We start from the raw sequence: 15,748 nt of genomic DNA on the forward strand, positions 1-15,748 counted from the left end.
GGCCCGCTCCGCCGCGGCGGCGGCTGTGGTCACGGTCGCCCGCTCGGCGCACCGGTGCGGCCGTCGATGGCGTCCGCCGCCCGGCGGGCTCGCGTGCACCGCTCACAGCGGCGGCTCCAGCTTGACTCCGACCCCCCGCAGCGTGTGCAGGTACCGCGGCCGGGCGGCCGTCTCGCCGAGTTTGCGGCGCAGCCAGGACAGGTGGACGTCGATGGTCTGGTCGTCCCCGTACGACTGCTGCCAGACCTCGGCGAGCAGTTCGCGCCGGGCCACGACCACTCCGGGCCGTCCGGCGAGGAAGGCCAGCAGGTCGAACTCCCGCCGGGTGAGGTCCAGTACCGCCCCGTCCAGCTCGGCCTGGCGGCGCAGCGGGTCGATGGCGAGCCCGCCGACGCGCAGCACGCGCGAGGGGGGTTCGGCCCCGGCCGCGGCGCGGGAGCGGCGCAGGACCGCGGCCATCCGGGCGGAGAGGTGCTCCACGGAGAAGGGCTTGGTCAGGTAGTCGTCGGCGCCGTCGTTGAGCAGCCGGACGATCTCCGCCTCGTCGTCGCGCGCGGTCGCGATGATCACTGGTACGTCGGTGATGCCGCGCAGCATCTTGAGCGCTTCCGACCCGTCCAGGTCGGGCAGTCCGAGGTCGAGGATGACCACGTCGAAGCGGTGGTGCGCGACCTCGCGCAGGGCCTCCAGGGCCGTGCCGACGCTCCGCACGGTGTGCGAGGCCTCGGTCAGGTGCCGGATGAGGGCGGAACGTACGAACTGGTCGTCCTCGACCACGAGCACACTTGCCATGGCCCGCACCGTAGTCCATGCGAGGGACCCAGCGGGGTGTCGGGCCACTCTTGGGGCGGGTGGTGCAGTATGTGCCCTGATGCAACGAGGACTTCTTCATGCCATGGCATGGATGCTGGCGACCGGGGCGGCGGTGACGCTGTCCTGGTGGGGCGTGCACTCCGTCATGTCGGGCACCGCCTACGACCCGCCGCTCGCCGTGCCGCTGGCCACCCGGCCGCTGTCCTCCTCGACGCAGCACACACAGCCGGCGGAGTCACCATCGCCGTCCGCGTCCCCCTCGCCCTCCGCGTCGCCCACCCCCGAGGCGACGCCTGCCGCCGGGGCCTCCCCCGGCAAGGCGTCGCAGACGCCTACGGCCGGCCCGCGCTCCCCGCAGCCGGGGGACGGTCAGGGCTCCGGGACCGTGCAGGCCTATCCCGTCTCCGGCGGCCGGGTCGTCTTCTCCCTCGGTGCGTCCAGCGCTGAGCTGGTCTCGGCGACCCCGGCGGCCGGCTGGCGGATGCAGGTGTGGAAGCAGGACTACTGGATCCGGGTCACCTTCACCCGGGACGGCCGCGAGGTGTCGGTGTTCTGCACCTGGCACGACCACCCGCCGCGGGTCGAGCTCGTCGATCCCTGAGCCGGATCGCCGCCGGACGGCCGCCGGACCGCCGCCGTTCCGGATCCCGGGACCGTCAGGCCGCGACCCTGCCCACCAGGACGAATTCGTTGTACGGGAAGACCTTGCCCATCGGGCGGGGCAGGGGGAAGGAGTAGGTCCGCCGGACCGCGATCCCGGCCTTGGCGGCGTGGCCGCGCAACTCGTCGAAGCCGACCCAGCGGATGTGGGTGGCGTCGGAGCGGTAGCCGACCTCCTGCGGGGTGATCATGACGACCAAGCCGCGTGGCTTGACCAGCGGAAGGTACTGCTCAAGCAGCGACGCCGCGGTCTCCTCGTCGACGTGCTCCAGCACGTGCGCGAGCAGCAGGCTGTCGAAGGATCCGGGCCCGCAGTCCGGGGCGCCGGCCAGCCCGTCGGGGGTGTAGGCGTTCAGGCCGCGCTCACGGCAGGTCTGCACCGAGTACGGGTTGTGGTCGACTCCCACGCTGTCGGGACCGCAGTGGAGGAGATTGCGCCCGAGCCCGCAACCGATGTCGAGGACCCGGCCCAGGCGCAGCCGCTGCAGGTTCCACCGGTACGGCGCCTGCGTGGGCAGCAGGCGCTTGATTCCGGACTGCTCCAGGCGGGCCAGTCTCCGGGTGTAGTCGCAGGAGGCGGTGCTGGGGGTACTCGGCGTGCCCGGGGTCGGGGCACCAGAGGCTGCGGGGAAATCAGACATTGTTGTGCCGTCCCTGAACGCGTCGTAGAAGGGCAAGCCCTCCTAGGGGTTCACAGGCTACGCACGGCGGCCGCCCGCCGGGAGTACTCCGCCGATCTTTATGAGCACGGCCCCGTCCGTTATCCGGAACCGGGCCCGCGACCCGGCAGAACGCCCCTGCGGGAGACCGGGGCCCCCTGGGGTTACCGGAAGGCCGAAAGCGGAGGCTGCGGCGAGGCCACTGCGGAGGCGTCGGCGACCGGGGCCGCGCCGCCCGCGAAGTCCGCCAGCGCCCGGCCGTGCTCGACCCGTCCCGGGTGCGGGTCGCTCGCGACCCGGCGGGTGAATTCCGCGACGGGCAGCTCGCGGTCGGCGGCCACCAGGACGGCGTTGCCGAATCGTTTCCCCCGCCACACCACCGGATCGGCTGCCAGTGCCAGCTCGGTGAAGCGGGACGCGGCCGTCGCGATCTGCCCGCGCAGGTGGGTCAGCGGCGGACCGTCCGCGAGGTTGGCCACGTACCACCCGGTGGGCGCCAGGACCCGGCGTACGTCGTCCAGGAACTCGGTGCTCGTCAGGTGCGCCGGCGTGCGCGCACCGCTGAACACGTCCGCGATCACCAGGTCCGCCCAGCCGTCCGGCAGCCTGGCCAGGCCCGCCCGCGCGTCCACCGCGCGGACGCGGACCCGCGCCTGCGGATCCAGCGGCAGGTGTTCCCGTACGAAGGCGACCAGAGCGGCGTCGATCTCGACGATCTGCTGGGAGGAGCGGGGGCGGGAGGCGGCGGTGTAGCGGGCAAGGGTGAAGGCGCCACCGCCCAGGTGCACCACGTTCAGGGGCTGGCGGGCGGGCGCGACGAGGTCGATCAGGTGGCCGATCCGCCGCTGGTACGCGAAGTCCAGGTACCCGGGGTCGTCCAGGTCCACGTGCGACTGCGGGGCGCCGTCGATCAGCAGGGTCCAGGCCCCGGCGCGCTCACGGTCCGGCTCCAGCTCCGCCCGGCCGCCGTCCACCTGCCCGACGACCGTCTCGGCGCTGCCGCGTCCGCGCTGCCTGCCCTTGTTCCTGTCCTTGCCTGCCACCTCCCCATTGTGCCGGGCGGCGGGGCCCGGACGGGTCAGCGGCAGTTGTCCGCGGCCTCGATCAGCCGGGCCGCCTCGCCGAGAGCGGCGCGCAGCACCTCGGGGTCGGTGACCGGCCCGACGGCCTCCGGCGGGAGCAGCCAGCCGGTGGCGCCCGCGGTGGGCGAGGCGGCGTCGCCGAAGCGCATGCCGCGCCCGTTGGTCTGCGTACACGCGCTGCCCGGGAGGTCCCAGGCGTCGGCGGTGCCGGAGGGGACGAGGAAGCCGAGGGTGTCGCCGGATCCGTCGTGCAGGACGGGTCCTACGCCGCCGGCCCGGCTGGCGGCGCGGCGGATGATGTCCACCGCCTCCAGACCCTGCCGGGCGGGCACGGTCACCAGATCCAGATCCGGGGCCGCGCCGGGTTCGTGCGCGGTGTTCGTTCCAGTGCTCTCCATGCCGGCCTCCACCAAGGGAACCCCTCCTCGATCCGTATCCGCATGGGTTCAACGCACGCGAACGTCAACGGGTGCGGCGGCAAGACGCTGCAAAGGATGGCAGTTCATGGCAGATCGCGGGTGAGATATCCCTTTTGTAGCCAAACATCGCATGAACACCCCGTCGCTGGCGGTACGTTCATGCGCGCCGGGCCCCATGTCACAGCGCCGGCGCCGGGTTTCTTGCCAGAGAGGTCACGTCCATGGCGGCGTCCCCCCACTCACCCAACTCCACGTTCCGGCGGCTGCGCGGGCAGCACTCCCCTGCCGAGTTCGCGGCCCTCGTGCGCCGGGCCGCGAAGGAGATCGGAGAAACGGTTTCCTGCGACGCCCGCTACATCGGCCGGGTCGAGTCCGGCGAGATCCGCTGCCCCAACTACGCCTACGAGCGGGTCTTCCTCCACATGTTCCCCGGCCGCGCCCTGGCCGACCTCGGCTTCTCCCCGCGCGAGAGCGTCCGCGGCCGGTCGGCGCAACGCGCCCCCTTCTCCGCCCCCCTCCACCGATCCCCTTCCAGTTCCAAGGAGAGCGACGTGCTGCGTCGCGCGTTCATGGCGGGCGGCTCCGCGACCGTGGCGGCCGCGACGCTCAGCCTCACCCTGCTCGGCGACACCCGCCGCCTCCCCTCCCGCGCCGGCGAGTCCGAGGCCGCGGCCGTCGAGGACGCCGTACGCCAGATCCGGCTGCTGGACGACCGGCACGGGGCCGACGCCCTGTACCGCAGAGCCGCCGAACCGCTGCGCACCGCCTACGCCCTGCTCGACGCGGGCGCCACCCGGCAGTCCACGGAGGACCGGCTGCACGCCGGCGCCGGAGAACTGGCCGTCTCGGTGGGCTGGCTGGCCCACGACTCCGGGCGCTTCGACGACGCCCGCTCGCACTACGCGGAGGCCCTCGCGACGGCCCGGGTCGCACGGGACGCGGCCCTGGAGGCGCACGCCTTCAGCAACATGGCCTTCCTGGCGCGGGACTGCGGGCGCTCGCGCGAGGCGGTACGGGCGGCCCAGGCGGGCCGCCGCGCCGCGGGCTCCCTCGGTTCCCCGCGGCTGCTGTCGCTGCTCGCACTGCGGGAGGCCGGCGGCTGGGCGGGGCTGGCCGATCGCAAGGCCTGCGAGGAGTCGCTGACCATGGCCCACCGGGAGTTCTCCCGGGGCGAGTCGGACGCCGACCCCGAGTGGATGTCCTTCTTCGGCGAGGCGGAGCTGGAGTCACTGGAGGCGCGCTGCTGGACGGCGCTCGGGGAACACGCCCGCGCGGCCCGGCACGCGCGCCGCGCCGCGGACCTCCAGGATCCGCACTTCGCCCGGAACGTGGCCCTCTACACCGCCGAGCTGGCCGGCGACCTGGCCCGCGCGGGGGCGCCCGACGAGGCCGCGTGGGCGGGCGGCCGGGTCCTGGACCTGCTGGCCGAGGTCCAGTCCACTCGGATCCGCGCGATGCTCTCGGAGACGGCCGGCGCGCTTGTTCCGCATCAGCGCTCTCCTCGGGTGGGGGCCTTCCTCACCCGGCACGCGGCGGTCTGACAGCGCCCCTGCGGCCCCCTCGACGTCACCCGGCCCAGGCCGAACCCGTACAGGCCCTGGCGGTCCGCGGCCCGCGCGGAACCCGTGCGAAGCCTGGCGGTGCGCGGCCTGGGGCGGGTCCTGGCGGTGCAGGGATCGGGCCGGGCCGTGGCCTGGCGGTGCGGGCTCGGACCGAACCCGTGCGGGCCTGCCGGTGCAGGGATCGGGCAGGGCCGTGGCCTGGCGGGACGGGCCCGGACCGCACCCGTGCGGGCCTGACGGTGCGCGGCCCAGGCCGAACCCGTGCGAGGCCTGGCGGTGCAGGGATCGGGCCGACCCCACAGGGACCGGTGCGGGGGGTGGGGCGGCGCCCCGCACGAGGATCTCCTCGGCTCGCGCACTTGGCAGTGGCTGCGCCGTGCGGCCTGGGTTGCGCGCTCGTCCTGCGGGGACCCTCCTGCGGGTCCCCGCCCCACGGCCGGCTTCGGCAGTGCGAGCAAGCCCCTTCAGTGTTCCGGGCGGAGGGGAGTGGGGACGTGGCGGGGTGTCCCCGCAGGACGAGCGCGCAACCCGGGCCGCACAGCCGGGACATGCCCGCAGGCGCGAGCCGAGGAGACATCCCGGCGCGGCCCCACGGACCGACCTGGGCCGACAAGCCCGCACATCCCAGCCCCGCCGGCGTTTGAGGCGCGGGTCCGGGCAGCGCCCGGCCCACGGCGCAAGCCGAGGAAACACCGCCAAGCCGCCCGCAGGGTCCAGGCAGCGCCCGGCCCACGGCGCGAGCCGAGGAGACACCGCCAAGCCGCCCGCCCGGCCCACAGCGCAAGCCGAGGAAACACCGCCAAGCCGCCCGCAGGGTCCAGGCAGGGGCCGCGGAGCCCGAGCCGTACCCGCAAGCCGCGCCGGAGGCGTTACGCGTCGAGGTGGCCCGTGTCGTTCCAGCGTTCCAGCGCGGGGGCGCCGTAGGCCCAGCCGAGGACCGAGAGGGAGGTGGGCTCCAGGCGGATGCGGGCGCCGAAGGAGGCCTCGAAGCCGAGCCAGCGGGCCGCCAGGGTGCGCAGAATGTGGCCGTGTGCGAAGACCAGGACGTCGCGCTCCGCCGAGCGGGCCCAGGCGACCACCTCGTCCGCGCGCGCCGCGATGTCGGCGACGGACTCGCCGCCCGGGACGCCGTCGCGCCAGATCAGCCAGCCGGGCCGGACGGCCTGGATCTCGGCCGGGGTCATGCCCTCGTAGTCGCCGTAGTCCCATTCCATCAGGGCGTCCCACGGCTCCGCCTGGGAGCCGAAGCCCGCCAGTTCGCAGCTCTCGCTCGCGCGGACCAGCGGGCTGGTGCGCACCTCCACGCCGGGCAGGCCCTTCCACGGGTCGCGGGCCAGCCGCTCGCCGAGCAGTTTCGCTCCCCGCTTGCCCTCCTCCAGCATGGGCACGTCCGTGCGTCCGGTGTGCTTGCCGAGCTGGGACCACGCGGTCTGGCCGTGGCGGGCCAGGAGGATGCGGGGGGCCATGTAAATTCTCCCGTTTCATGAGAGTTTGTGCGGTTTTGCGGTAATCCTCGTCCGTCCATCATCCATCACCCGAACACCGGTGATCCCACCCACCCCGCCCTCCTCATCCGCATCCGGTTTCCGCGCCAAGCCCACGATTGTCAGTGGCGGATGGGACACTTCCGCGGGTGAGCTCCTACCCGCCCCGCAGCCCTGCGCAGCCGACCACACTGCGGCAGCGGCTCGCCGGCCTGCGCGGCCCCGCCGTGCCGCCCCGTCCGCTCGACGCCCGGGCACTGGCGGCCCTCGCCGCCAATCCCGGCTGCGGCAGACGCACCCTGCTCGACGGCGCCGGCGTGGACAAGACCGTCCTCGCCGCGGCACTCGGCTCCCCCGCCGCCTTCGGGCAGTCGCAGTTCGCGATAGTCCGCGGAAACTCCTTCGAGGCCAAGGTCAAGGGCGACGGCGGAGCCGAGCTGCTGCGTCTGGTCCACGGCCACCTCGACACCGCCGCCGAACCCCCCGGGGCGGGCGCCCGCGTCCCCGACCTGACCGCCGCCGGGCCCGAGGGCCGCGCCGCCCGGACCGCGCTCGCCCTGCGCGAGGCCACCGCCGCCGGGCGTGACTCCGGAGCCTGGACCCTGCTGGACCACCCGATGCTGGCCCTGGAGGTGGCGGGCTCCCCGGCCTATCTGGAGCCGGACGCCGTCGTCGTACATCCCGACGGCCGCTGGACCGTCGTGGAGATCAAGTCCTTCCCGATGATCGACGGGGCCTCCGACGCCGCGAAGGTGGGCGCCGCCGCCCGCCAGGCCGCCGTCTACGTCCTGGCCCTGGAGAAGACCGCCGAGAAGCTGGACGGCGCCGTGGTCGGCCACACCGTGCTCCTGGTCTGTCCCAAGGACTTCTCCAACCTGCCCACCGCCGCGCCCGTCGACATCCGCCGCGAGCGCTCCGTGACCCGGCGCCAGCTGGAGCGGCTGACCCGGGTCGAGGAGCTGGCCGCCGCCCTGCCCGAGGGGCTCACCTTCGACCCGGCGCTGACCGCAGAGGAACTGACCGAGGCGGTGTCCGCGGTCGACGCCGCCTACGTCCCCGAGTGCCTGGCCGCCTGCGAGCTGGCCTTCCACTGCCGGGACCGCGCCCGCGCCGCCGACGAGGTGACCGCGCTGGGCCGGTCCGTCCGGGGTGAGCTGGGCGCGCTGACCACCGTCGAGGAGGCCCTCGCGGCGGCCACCGGGACCGGCTGCGCCGAGGATCCCACCGCCGCCGCACTGCACCGCGCGGCCCGCCTGCGCGCCGAGGCGCTGGAGCTCGCCGCCGCCCGTCCCCCGCACCACGCCCCGGAGACCCCCGCATGCCCCTGCTGAGCACCCTGGCCCGGCTGGAGGCCGTCCGTGCGGGCCGCGCCCAGCCGCTCGCGACCGTACGCCACCGCCACCTCAGCGAGAACCCGATGGTCTTCGTCCCGCTCACCACGGCCGGCGAGACGGGCGCTCCGCTGGGCGCCCTCGTCGGGACCGACCGGCACGAGCCGCACGTCTTCGTCATACCCCAGCCACGCGACCGCGACCAGCGCTGGGCGTTCCTCGCGGACCTCGCGGTCCACGTGCTGGCCCACATCGACGCGTACGCGGACGAGGTGGAGCCGGCCGAGCGCAGCGAGACCGACCCCGAGACGGGCAAGCGGGTCAAGGTCGAGACCGAGCTGTGCGTGGACGCGCCGCAGCTGATCGTGCCGAGCCGTGCCGGCATCGAGTACGTACGGCTGCTCGGGCGGTCGATGCGGTTCCGGCGCACCGCCGAGGAGGATCCCGACAACCCCTACCCTGCGCCCTCGCGGGTACCGATGCTCGGGCGGTGGTTCACCCACCTCGCCGAGCGCTCACGGGTACCCGGGTCCTCGATGCTGCTGTCGGCGACGGACCTGCTGTCCCGGCACTGGGCGACCGGCCAGAGCAACCTGGAGGACCAGCACCTGGGGGCGCTGCTGGGCTGGATCGACCCACCCGAGGGCCGGTCGGGGGCCGAGGCGGCCCTCCGGGCGGAGCTGGGCCGCGACCGGGACGGCCAGCTGCTGTGCCCGCCGGCCGGTCCGGCCACCGATCCGGCCTTCGACAACAAGCTCCTGGCCCCCGCGATCGCCCGCTACGACGCGGCGCGCACCGCCCTCGCGGCCCGGCCCGAAGGCGACGACACCGAGGTGCGGCTGGCCGAACGGACCGTGCGCCGGCTGGTCGTACCCCAGATGTCGCGGACCTGGTCGATGACGTGGGAGGCCATCGACCTGCTGCGCACCCTGCCGCCGGGCGAGCGCGCGGAGGAGCGCTGGACGCGCGACCGCTGGTCGTACACCGGCCACCGGGACCGCGTACGGGCGGGCGAGCCGCCGCAGCCGCGCCGCGACGACGCGGTGACCGCGGCGCAGAAGCTGGCCACGCGGGAGACCGAGCAGGTGCGGCTCGACGCCCAGGAGGCGCTGGACGACCCCCTGGTGATGGCGGGCCGCCGCCTTGCGGGCGAGGCCTTCGCCGGCGAGGTCACCGAGGTGGTGATGGAGTGGACGGAGTCGAAGCGGCCGAGCCCGCGCCCGCTGGTGACGGTGGCGACGGAGGACCGGCCGCAGCTCGCGGACGGGGGCGGCGGGAAGGTGTTCCGCTCGCTGGACGGACGCCCGCAGAGCGCGCAGTTCGTACGCTGTGAGGAGGACGGCCAGGTGGTGCTGCGGCTCCTCGACAAGATGGGCCGCGGCCGCGACCCGGAGCCGGGCTCGGTGCCGGAGAAGGGCGACCGGGTGTGCTGGACGCTCTTCGAGCACGACGCGCGCGGCGGCCCGAAGCTCCCGGAGCCCGAGAAGACCCCGTGGACCCACGGCGGCCCGCCCGGGCATCTGAGCGCCGTCCCCCTGCCCGACACCGTGACCGACGAGGACCTGCTGTGACCGCGACCGCATCCTTCGATCCGGGCGCGGCGGCCGCCCGGGCGACCGCCGCGATCCTGCACGACACCCTGCACGGGACGGAGCGGGGTGTGGTCGTCGACTCCCCGCCCGGCGCCGGCAAGTCCACGCTTGTCGTGCGGGCGGCCCGGGAGCTGGCCGCGGCCGGGCGCCGGCTGATGGTCGTGGCACAGACGAACGCACAGGTCGACGACCTGGTGCTGCGCCTCGCCGACAAGGATCCGGAGCTGAAGGTCGGCCGGCTGCACAGCAGCGAGGGCGACGCCTACGACCCGGCGCTGCGGGAGCTGCCCTCGGTCACCCTGTCGGCCAAGCCGGGGGACCTCGCGGAGCTGCCGATCACCCTCTCGACCGCGGCGAAGTGGGCCTTCGTCAAGGACGTCGAGCCCTGGCAGCACGCCATCGTCGACGAGGCGTACCAGATGCGTTCGGACGCACTGCTGGCCGTGGCCGGGTTGTTCGACCGGGCGCTGTTCGTGGGCGACCCGGGGCAGTTGGACCCCTTCAGCGTGGTCGGCGCGGAGCAGTGGGCGGGCCTGTCCTACGACCCGTCCGCGTCGGCGGTGAGCACCCTGCTCGCGCACAACCCGCAGCTGCCGCAGCACCGGTTGCCGGTGTCCTGGCGGCTGCCGGCGACGGCGGCGCCTCTGGTCTCCCGCGCCTTCTACCCGTACACGCAGTTCCGCAGCGGTACGGGCCCGGGCGAGCGGCGGCTGTCGTACGGGGTCCCCTCGGACGGGTCGGGCCCGGACCGGGTGCTGGACGAGGCGGCCGAGGCGGGCTGGGGCCTGCTGGAGCTGCCCGCGCGGCACACCCCGCGCACCGACCCGGAGGCGGTCCGGGCGGTGGCCCTGGTGGTCCGCCGGGCCCTGGACCGCGGGGCGGTGACCTCGGACGAACGGTCCCCGGAGCCGGCCGCGCTGACCGCCGACCGGATCGCGGTCGGCACCGCCCACCGCGACCAGGCGGCCGCGGTCCGCGCGGCGCTGGTCTCGCTCGGCGTCACGGGTGTCACGGTCGACACCGCGAACCGGCTCCAGGGCCGCGAGTACGACCTCACCGTGGTCCTCCACCCCCTGTCGGGCCGCCCGGACGCGACGGCCTTCCACCTGGAGACGGGCCGCCTGTGCGTCCTGGCCTCCCGGCACCGGCACGCGTGCGTGGTGGTGGCCCGGGCGGGCGTAGCGGAACTCCTGGACGACCACCCGTCCACGGAACCGGTCCAGCTGGGCGTGACCGTGAAGTTCCCGGACGGCTGGGAGGCGATGATGTCCACGTGGGATTTCTGGTCCAACCACCGCGTCTCGTGGAGGCCGTAGGACACAGGCCGTCTCACGGTGCGGGGTGGTCTAGTCGCGCCAACGAGGTCGAGCCCTCCGCATTCTTCCCAGACGTCTTGATCAACCACAAAGGCCCTGCTTGAAACGGGCCATGACTCACTGAAGAGGCACGCACCTCACCGGTCGATCTCTGCCTTTAGGATCTCCTTGAAGATCTTCAAAGCTTCAAGGTTCCACGCTTCTTCGTCACTCGGCTCAACGGATCCAGGCAAGGCATCACTCACCCTCTCAGCGACGTCATTCGGAGAGATGACATGGATAGCCATATCTCGCCCACTCGTCCCGGGGCGGGCGCAGATGAAGAGCCGAAAGCCAGCCTGGCGAAGGAAAGGCCCCTGCTCCTTCCATCCTGTCATTGCAGACCACTTCTCGGCGTAGGTCTGGCCGGTGCCAGCAACCTCCCACCGGCCAGGAACGAAAGGTTCCGCCATCAGCTCCTCAAGGTTGGCTGCATGCCGCTCCATTGTGCCGGTCAGAGAGGCGACCACCACAGGAGAGGCGGCCAAGGCGATTGATTGCGACAGATTGTCGATGGAGCGCTCAAGCTCATTGATTTGCTTCCTGTTGTCCCTGCCCGGAACATACCGGCGCTCGGTGATCTCTTCGCCACCCAGCTTGACCAGGAATGCATGCTCCGCAGTCGCGTACAGCTGATCCTGAGACCAGGAGACGGAGAAGTCGCACGCCTTGCCGTTGGACCAGGAAGAGCAGCGGAAGTACTTGTGGTGCCGAATCCCTCCCGTGTTCAGCTTCCCGATCGAGCTGTTCTCGTACATCTTCCTGCCGCACGGACAGTAGAGCACGCCTGCCATGGGAGACGCATTGGACTTGATTCCGGCACGATGCCGACCCAGCGCTGATACCGCCGCCTGCAGCTTGTCGAATTCATCATCGCTGAGGATGGGATCAGCCCATCGGACAGGAATTCCGTCACGAAGAAGCGGCTCCCCTTGGTGCATGGCGATCCCCTTGAGGATCGGCTTCTTCAGCATCTTTCCCAAGGTGGACGTGGTCCACTTGGATCCCTTGACGGCCGTCCTGACCCCGGCCTTCCCCTCGGCTCCGTTGACGCTTCGCTGATAGTCCTGCGACGTGAGGACACCGCGCTCGTTCCAGTCCTGACAGAGACGGCTCATGGACCACTCCTGCTCCGCGATTCGCTCGTACGCCTCACGGATCAGCGGGCCCGTCACGCGGTCGATGAGCAGTCTGTAGCGCTGCCGACCCTGATACTCCGTGAGGACCGGCCTATAGCCGAAGGGCCAAGTCCCGCCGCCCCAAAGGCATTCGTCGCGGTAGTACTGAGTCTGATTCCGCCGCTTCCGCACGATGGATTCACGGTACTCCTGCGCTTGTGTTGCCTTGATGTAAGCGATCATCCGGCCATTGCCAGGAGTGATGTCCAAGGCGGGGTCATCAAGGCAGATGACGCCCTTGCCGTCCTGGTAGCACTTGTCGGCGAACATCTCCCAATGCGTCTGGTTCCGGGTGATGCGATCCAGGGAGGTGACCATGATCGCGTCCCACTCGTACCAGAGCGGCTCTCGCATCCACCTGCCAAGGCCAGGGCGCTCCTCGGGGCGGACAGCACCCGAGATGAACGAGTCCTCAACGTCTCCCACCACGTCGAACCGGCTCTCAGCGGCTGCGCCGTCCAGAGCTTCAGCTTGACGCGCCAGAGCAGAACTGTCCTCAGAATCTCGACTGATGCGCCGCATCTTCAGGACACGAGCACCCGGTGGCGGCCTGTACGACATGCAGTTACCCCCTGTGTAGACCCCTCTACACACAGCAACATTACATGGTGGTCTTAGTTTCCGAGGCCTGGGAGGCGAACCACTCGGTTCCGAGCCCCTTGAGGCCGTGTGCGTTTCGGCCACCCGGGGGGAATCCGGTGGCGCCTGTGCGGGATCCCGGGACGGGGGCGGCCACGATGGGGGCCGACTCGTCCGGTGGGCGGCCTACGCGCCCTCCGGTCCGCCGACCCGGAGGCGCTGCCGTGAGCGAGAACCCCGCAAGCCCCCGGCGGGCGCCGACAGCCCGGCTGGGGGACTTCGAGCGCCCGCAGGCCTCGGACGTCGCGGACGCGGTGGGCTACGCCGTCACCCGCGCCCGGCACATCGCCGTCGGCGAGCCGCCCGTCCGGCCCGCCGAGCGGGTGGCCTGAGGGCGTGGACTCACGCCTTCCGCCGCGCGCCCGTCCGGGCGCCGAGCACCTCGCCCACCTCGGCCAGGGTGCGCAGCTGCTCCGGCGTCAGCAGGTCGATCAGGTGGCGGCGCACCGACTCCACGTGGAGTGGGGCCGCCTCGGTGATCGTGGCCACGCCGGTCTCGGTGAGCACCACCTCCGCGCCCCGGCCGTCGGTGGCGACCTCCTCGCGGCGGACGATGCCGCGCTGTTCCATGCGGGTGAGCTGGTGGGACAGCCGGCTGCGCGACCACTGCATCAGCTCGGCCAGGGCGCTGATCCGCAGGCGGTGGCCGTCGGTGGAGCCGAGCACCGACAGGACGTCGTAGTCGGCCTCGGAGAGCCCGCTGTCCTGGCTGAGGTCGCGCGCGATCCCCGCGTTGACCAGCGGGAACGTCCGCCGCCACGCGTACCAGGCGTCCTGCTCGGACTCGGTGAGCCAGCGCGGCTCGGGTACCGGGGTCATGCCTGCCACTCTAGCCAGGTCGGTGATACATCACCTATCTGGTTGACACGTCATCAACATCCGGGTTCTATAGGTGACACATCAACCACTCCACCACTCCTCAGGAGCTCCAGCCATGACCCGTCTGCACGTCATCTCCGCCGCCACCCGCCCCACCTCCTCCGGCCGCCCCCTCGCGCGCTGGGTCACCGAGCAGGCCCGTGAGCGCGGCGGCTTCGAGGTCACCCCCGTCGACCTCGCCGAGATCGCACTGCCCTTCCTGGACGAACCGGAATACGCCTCCACCGGGAACTACGCCCATCAGCACACCCGCGACTGGAGCGCGCTGGTCGACTCCGCCGACGCCTTCCTCTTCGTCCTGCCGATGTACAACGGCGGCTTCACGGCCCCCTTCAAGAACGCCATCGACTTCCTCTACAACGAGTGGAAGGGCAAGCCGGTCGGCATCGTCAGCTACAGCGCCGGCCCCACCGGCGGCGCCCCGGCCGCCGAGATGCTGCTGCCGGTGCTCACCCGGCTCGGCATGCTGCCCGCGGAGCGCTCCGTCGCGATCCCGGGGATCCCGAAGCTGGTCGGAGCCGAGGGGTTCCAGGCTCCCGAGACGCTCGCGGGCGAGCTGGCCGGCGTACTGGACGACGTCGCGGAGCTGGCCGCGCAGCGCGCCGCGGAGTCCGTGACGGTCTGAGCCGGCGCTCGGCCAGGCGGCCGTACGGAGCGGGCGCGTGCGGCCGGTGACGGCTCCGTGACGGCTGAATGCCGGCTCCGTGACGGCTCCGGCCGATCACCTGCGCGACTCCCCCGCCCCTGAGGCCGCCCGCCTGCTCGTGCGCCTCACCGGCCGTACTGGCGTTCCAGCCCACCGCTGTGGGGTCTTGCGCGGCGTTGGACAATGGACGGTGGCCCGGAAGGATTTCGCACGCGCAGCAGGAGGACACGCATGGCAGAGCCCGAGCGGACCGAGCGGCGGCTACGGCCGGCGCCGCTGCTCTTCGAGCCCTCGGAGGCCGTGGCGGATCCGGAGCACTTCTTCGATCTGGAGTCCATCGAGGACCCGCGGGAGCTGCTGGCCCGCGCCACCGAACTGACCCTCGCCTTCCGGGCGGCCCAGGACCGGGCCGTGGAGTTCCAGGCGATGGCCGCGGCGCAGCTCGCGGACCCGGGGCGCTTCGACCGCCTGTCCACCGCGGCGATCGCGGAGCAGGCGGAATGGACCGAGGACTACGCCCGCAAGATGATCGAGTTCGGCGAAACCCTCCAGCGCGGCGCGGGTACGCCGTAGCGAGGGCCCGGGCCGACCGGCGCGCGGGCCCGGCAGTGGCGCCGCAGACCCACGAGACCGCACCGCCAAGCGCACCGGAATGGCATATGCGGGGCGCAACATACCCCAAAGCCGCCCTCCCTGTCCCGGTTTCCGGTAACTCCCGGAAACCGGGCCACTACGGCCGGTAGACCTTGGCATATGACGACCCTGACGACGGCTCCCGGCTGCCCCGCCCTCGACGCGCGGTCCGCGCGCACCGCGCCCGCCACGCACGTCACCCCGCAGGGCGCCGCCTGGCTCGCCTCCGCCTCCGCCCACCCCCGGACCACCCTCGCGCTGTGGCTGGCCCGTCCCGCCGCATCCGCCACGCTGCCCTGCGGCAACGCCTTCGACGTCGTCAACGTCCCGCTCGTCCTCGGGCGCCGCATCCTGGACCTGCTCTGGGCCGAGGGCCCCGGCTCCGGCCCGGTCGCCGTGCATCGCGGCCGGATGCTGCTCTTCGCCGCCCCCGGCACCGCACACCGGCTTCCCGCCCTCCTGGCGTGGGAGGAGTGGGGAGGTTCCCGCAGCACCCCGGCGCCCCTGTGCCACGGCCGCGGCGACGCCGTCTCCGTGCCCCCGCTGGCCGGCGGCCCCGGTCCGTCCCGGTGGCTCGTGGCCCCGGACGCGCAGGAGCCGTGGCTTCCCGGGCCGGAGGCCCTGCTCTGGGCCTTCGTACGTGCAGCCCGCAGCCCCGCACCGACCGGACCTGGGGATATCGATTTTTCGTTCCGCGGATCCTCCTGCTAATGTCTTCCTCGTCAGCAAGCGCCGCTAGCTCAGTTGGTTAGAGCAGCTGACTCTTAATCAGCGGGTCCGGGGTTCGAGTCCCTGGCGGCGCACAGACGGAAGAAG

The 15,748-nt window shown here is 72.8% G+C and carries 15 protein-coding genes, 1 tRNA gene and 1 pseudogene; 10 read left to right on the forward strand and 7 right to left on the reverse strand.

What is annotated here, in order from left to right; all coding sequences use genetic code 11:
* Nucleotides 1–102 precede the first annotated feature (102 nt).
* Nucleotides 103–792 carry a response regulator transcription factor gene (locus ACWGIF_RS31460; protein WP_392680426.1) on the reverse strand — a complete coding sequence of 230 codons (690 nt, stop codon included), beginning with the start codon at nucleotides 790–792 and terminating at the stop codon, nucleotides 103–105.
* 79 nt (nucleotides 793–871) lie between these two features.
* Between ACWGIF_RS31460 and ACWGIF_RS31465 the strand changes: the two genes are divergently transcribed.
* A complete protein-coding gene (locus ACWGIF_RS31465) occupies nucleotides 872–1,414 on the forward strand; it encodes a hypothetical protein (RefSeq protein ID WP_453502567.1) in 543 nt (180 codons plus the stop codon).
* Between the two features lie 55 nt (nucleotides 1,415–1,469).
* On the opposite strand, the gene ACWGIF_RS31470 is transcribed toward ACWGIF_RS31465, so the two are convergent.
* From ACWGIF_RS31470 to ACWGIF_RS31480, 3 genes are all read right to left on the reverse strand, one after another.
* A complete protein-coding gene (locus tag ACWGIF_RS31470; protein ID WP_453502568.1) occupies nucleotides 1,470–2,114 on the reverse strand; it encodes a class I SAM-dependent methyltransferase in 645 nt (214 codons plus the stop codon).
* Nucleotides 2,115–2,296: 182 nt separating this feature from the next.
* The gene (locus tag ACWGIF_RS31475; RefSeq protein ID WP_453502569.1) at nucleotides 2,297–3,175 is read right to left on the reverse strand and encodes a spermidine synthase; all 879 of its coding nucleotides are present in this window, start codon (nucleotides 3,173–3,175) and stop codon (nucleotides 2,297–2,299) included.
* A 35-nt stretch (nucleotides 3,176–3,210) separates the two neighbouring features.
* A complete protein-coding gene (locus tag ACWGIF_RS31480) occupies nucleotides 3,211–3,612 on the reverse strand; it encodes a hypothetical protein (RefSeq protein ID WP_453502570.1) in 402 nt (133 codons plus the stop codon).
* Nucleotides 3,613–3,854: 242 nt separating this feature from the next.
* Here ACWGIF_RS31480 and ACWGIF_RS31485 point away from each other — a divergent pair, with 242 nt between their 5' ends.
* Nucleotides 3,855–5,174 carry a tetratricopeptide repeat protein gene (locus ACWGIF_RS31485; protein ID WP_453502572.1) on the forward strand — a complete coding sequence of 440 codons (1,320 nt, stop codon included), beginning with the start codon at nucleotides 3,855–3,857 and terminating at the stop codon, nucleotides 5,172–5,174.
* An 890-nt stretch (nucleotides 5,175–6,064) separates the two neighbouring features.
* On the opposite strand, the gene ACWGIF_RS31490 is transcribed toward ACWGIF_RS31485, so the two are convergent.
* Nucleotides 6,065–6,661 (reverse strand): histidine phosphatase family protein, encoded by a 597-nt coding sequence (locus ACWGIF_RS31490; RefSeq protein WP_453502573.1) that lies wholly within the window; start codon nucleotides 6,659–6,661, stop codon nucleotides 6,065–6,067.
* A 137-nt stretch (nucleotides 6,662–6,798) separates the two neighbouring features.
* Between ACWGIF_RS31490 and ACWGIF_RS31495 the strand changes: the two genes are divergently transcribed.
* The 3 genes from ACWGIF_RS31495 to ACWGIF_RS31505 are packed head-to-tail and all read left to right on the forward strand — an operon-like array spanning nucleotide 6,799 to nucleotide 10,918.
* Nucleotides 6,799–8,010 (forward strand): hypothetical protein, encoded by a 1,212-nt coding sequence (locus ACWGIF_RS31495; protein ID WP_453502575.1) that lies wholly within the window; start codon nucleotides 6,799–6,801, stop codon nucleotides 8,008–8,010.
* Entirely contained in the window at nucleotides 7,998–9,581 is a 1,584-nt protein-coding gene (locus tag ACWGIF_RS31500) for a hypothetical protein (RefSeq protein WP_453502576.1), read from the forward strand. Before ACWGIF_RS31495 ends, ACWGIF_RS31500 begins: the two co-directional genes overlap by 13 nt.
* Nucleotides 9,578–10,918 carry an AAA domain-containing protein gene (locus ACWGIF_RS31505; protein ID WP_453502578.1) on the forward strand — a complete coding sequence of 447 codons (1,341 nt, stop codon included), beginning with the start codon at nucleotides 9,578–9,580 and terminating at the stop codon, nucleotides 10,916–10,918. Before ACWGIF_RS31500 ends, ACWGIF_RS31505 begins: the two co-directional genes overlap by 4 nt.
* 137 nt (nucleotides 10,919–11,055) lie before the next feature.
* Here ACWGIF_RS31505 and ACWGIF_RS31510 read toward each other — a convergent pair whose 3' ends face one another.
* On the reverse strand, nucleotides 11,056–12,696 hold the full coding sequence (locus ACWGIF_RS31510; protein WP_453502579.1) for a recombinase family protein: 1,641 nt from the start codon (nucleotides 12,694–12,696) through the stop codon (nucleotides 11,056–11,058).
* Nucleotides 12,697–12,938: 242 nt separating this feature from the next.
* Here ACWGIF_RS31510 and ACWGIF_RS31515 point away from each other — a divergent pair, with 242 nt between their 5' ends.
* Complete coding sequence (locus tag ACWGIF_RS31515) at nucleotides 12,939–13,106, forward strand: hypothetical protein (RefSeq protein WP_453502580.1); 168 nt, start codon at nucleotides 12,939–12,941, stop codon at nucleotides 13,104–13,106.
* Nucleotides 13,107–13,116: 10 nt separating this feature from the next.
* Here ACWGIF_RS31515 and ACWGIF_RS31520 read toward each other — a convergent pair whose 3' ends face one another.
* Nucleotides 13,117–13,593, reverse strand: coding sequence for a MarR family winged helix-turn-helix transcriptional regulator (locus ACWGIF_RS31520; RefSeq protein WP_453502581.1), 477 nt, complete (start codon nucleotides 13,591–13,593; stop codon nucleotides 13,117–13,119).
* A 115-nt stretch (nucleotides 13,594–13,708) separates the two neighbouring features.
* Between ACWGIF_RS31520 and ACWGIF_RS31525 the strand changes: the two genes are divergently transcribed.
* From ACWGIF_RS31525 to ACWGIF_RS31540, 4 genes and pseudogenes are all read left to right on the forward strand, one after another.
* On the forward strand, nucleotides 13,709–14,278 hold the full coding sequence (locus ACWGIF_RS31525) for an NADPH-dependent FMN reductase (RefSeq protein WP_453502583.1): 570 nt from the start codon (nucleotides 13,709–13,711) through the stop codon (nucleotides 14,276–14,278).
* A gap of 252 nt (nucleotides 14,279–14,530) precedes the next feature.
* Nucleotides 14,531–14,872, forward strand: coding sequence for a hypothetical protein (locus ACWGIF_RS31530; RefSeq protein ID WP_453502584.1), 342 nt, complete (start codon nucleotides 14,531–14,533; stop codon nucleotides 14,870–14,872).
* 180 nt (nucleotides 14,873–15,052) lie between these two features.
* A pseudogene (locus ACWGIF_RS31535) lies at nucleotides 15,053–15,671 on the forward strand (bifunctional DNA primase/polymerase).
* Nucleotides 15,662–15,735: transfer RNA gene (locus ACWGIF_RS31540), tRNA-Lys, on the forward strand. The pseudogene ACWGIF_RS31535 and the gene ACWGIF_RS31540 overlap by 10 nt, the downstream one beginning before the upstream one ends.
* Nucleotides 15,736–15,748 lie beyond the last annotated feature (13 nt).

This window comes from Streptomyces sp. NPDC054849, from assembly GCF_053610945.1.

What these genes read in the sequence shown, in the direction of transcription:
- ACWGIF_RS31460 (WP_392680426.1), bottom strand. Translation starts at nt 792, where the DNA reads ATGGCAAGTGTGCTCGTGGTCGAGGACGACCAGTTCGTACGTTCCGCC.
- ACWGIF_RS31465 (WP_453502567.1), top strand. Translation starts at nt 872, where the DNA reads ATGCAACGAGGACTTCTTCATGCCATGGCATGGATGCTGGCGACCGGG.
- ACWGIF_RS31470 (WP_453502568.1), bottom strand. Translation starts at nt 2,114, where the DNA reads ATGTCTGATTTCCCCGCAGCCTCTGGTGCCCCGACCCCGGGCACGCCG.
- ACWGIF_RS31480 (WP_453502570.1), bottom strand. Translation starts at nt 3,612, where the DNA reads ATGGAGAGCACTGGAACGAACACCGCGCACGAACCCGGCGCGGCCCCG.
- ACWGIF_RS31485 (WP_453502572.1), top strand. Translation starts at nt 3,855, where the DNA reads ATGGCGGCGTCCCCCCACTCACCCAACTCCACGTTCCGGCGGCTGCGC.
- ACWGIF_RS31490 (WP_453502573.1), bottom strand. Translation starts at nt 6,661, where the DNA reads ATGGCCCCCCGCATCCTCCTGGCCCGCCACGGCCAGACCGCGTGGTCC.
- ACWGIF_RS31500 (WP_453502576.1), top strand. Translation starts at nt 7,998, where the DNA reads ATGCCCCTGCTGAGCACCCTGGCCCGGCTGGAGGCCGTCCGTGCGGGC.
- ACWGIF_RS31510 (WP_453502579.1), bottom strand. Translation starts at nt 12,696, where the DNA reads ATGTCGTACAGGCCGCCACCGGGTGCTCGTGTCCTGAAGATGCGGCGC.
- ACWGIF_RS31520 (WP_453502581.1), bottom strand. Translation starts at nt 13,593, where the DNA reads ATGACCCCGGTACCCGAGCCGCGCTGGCTCACCGAGTCCGAGCAGGAC.
- ACWGIF_RS31525 (WP_453502583.1), top strand. Translation starts at nt 13,709, where the DNA reads ATGACCCGTCTGCACGTCATCTCCGCCGCCACCCGCCCCACCTCCTCC.
- ACWGIF_RS31530 (WP_453502584.1), top strand. Translation starts at nt 14,531, where the DNA reads ATGGCAGAGCCCGAGCGGACCGAGCGGCGGCTACGGCCGGCGCCGCTG.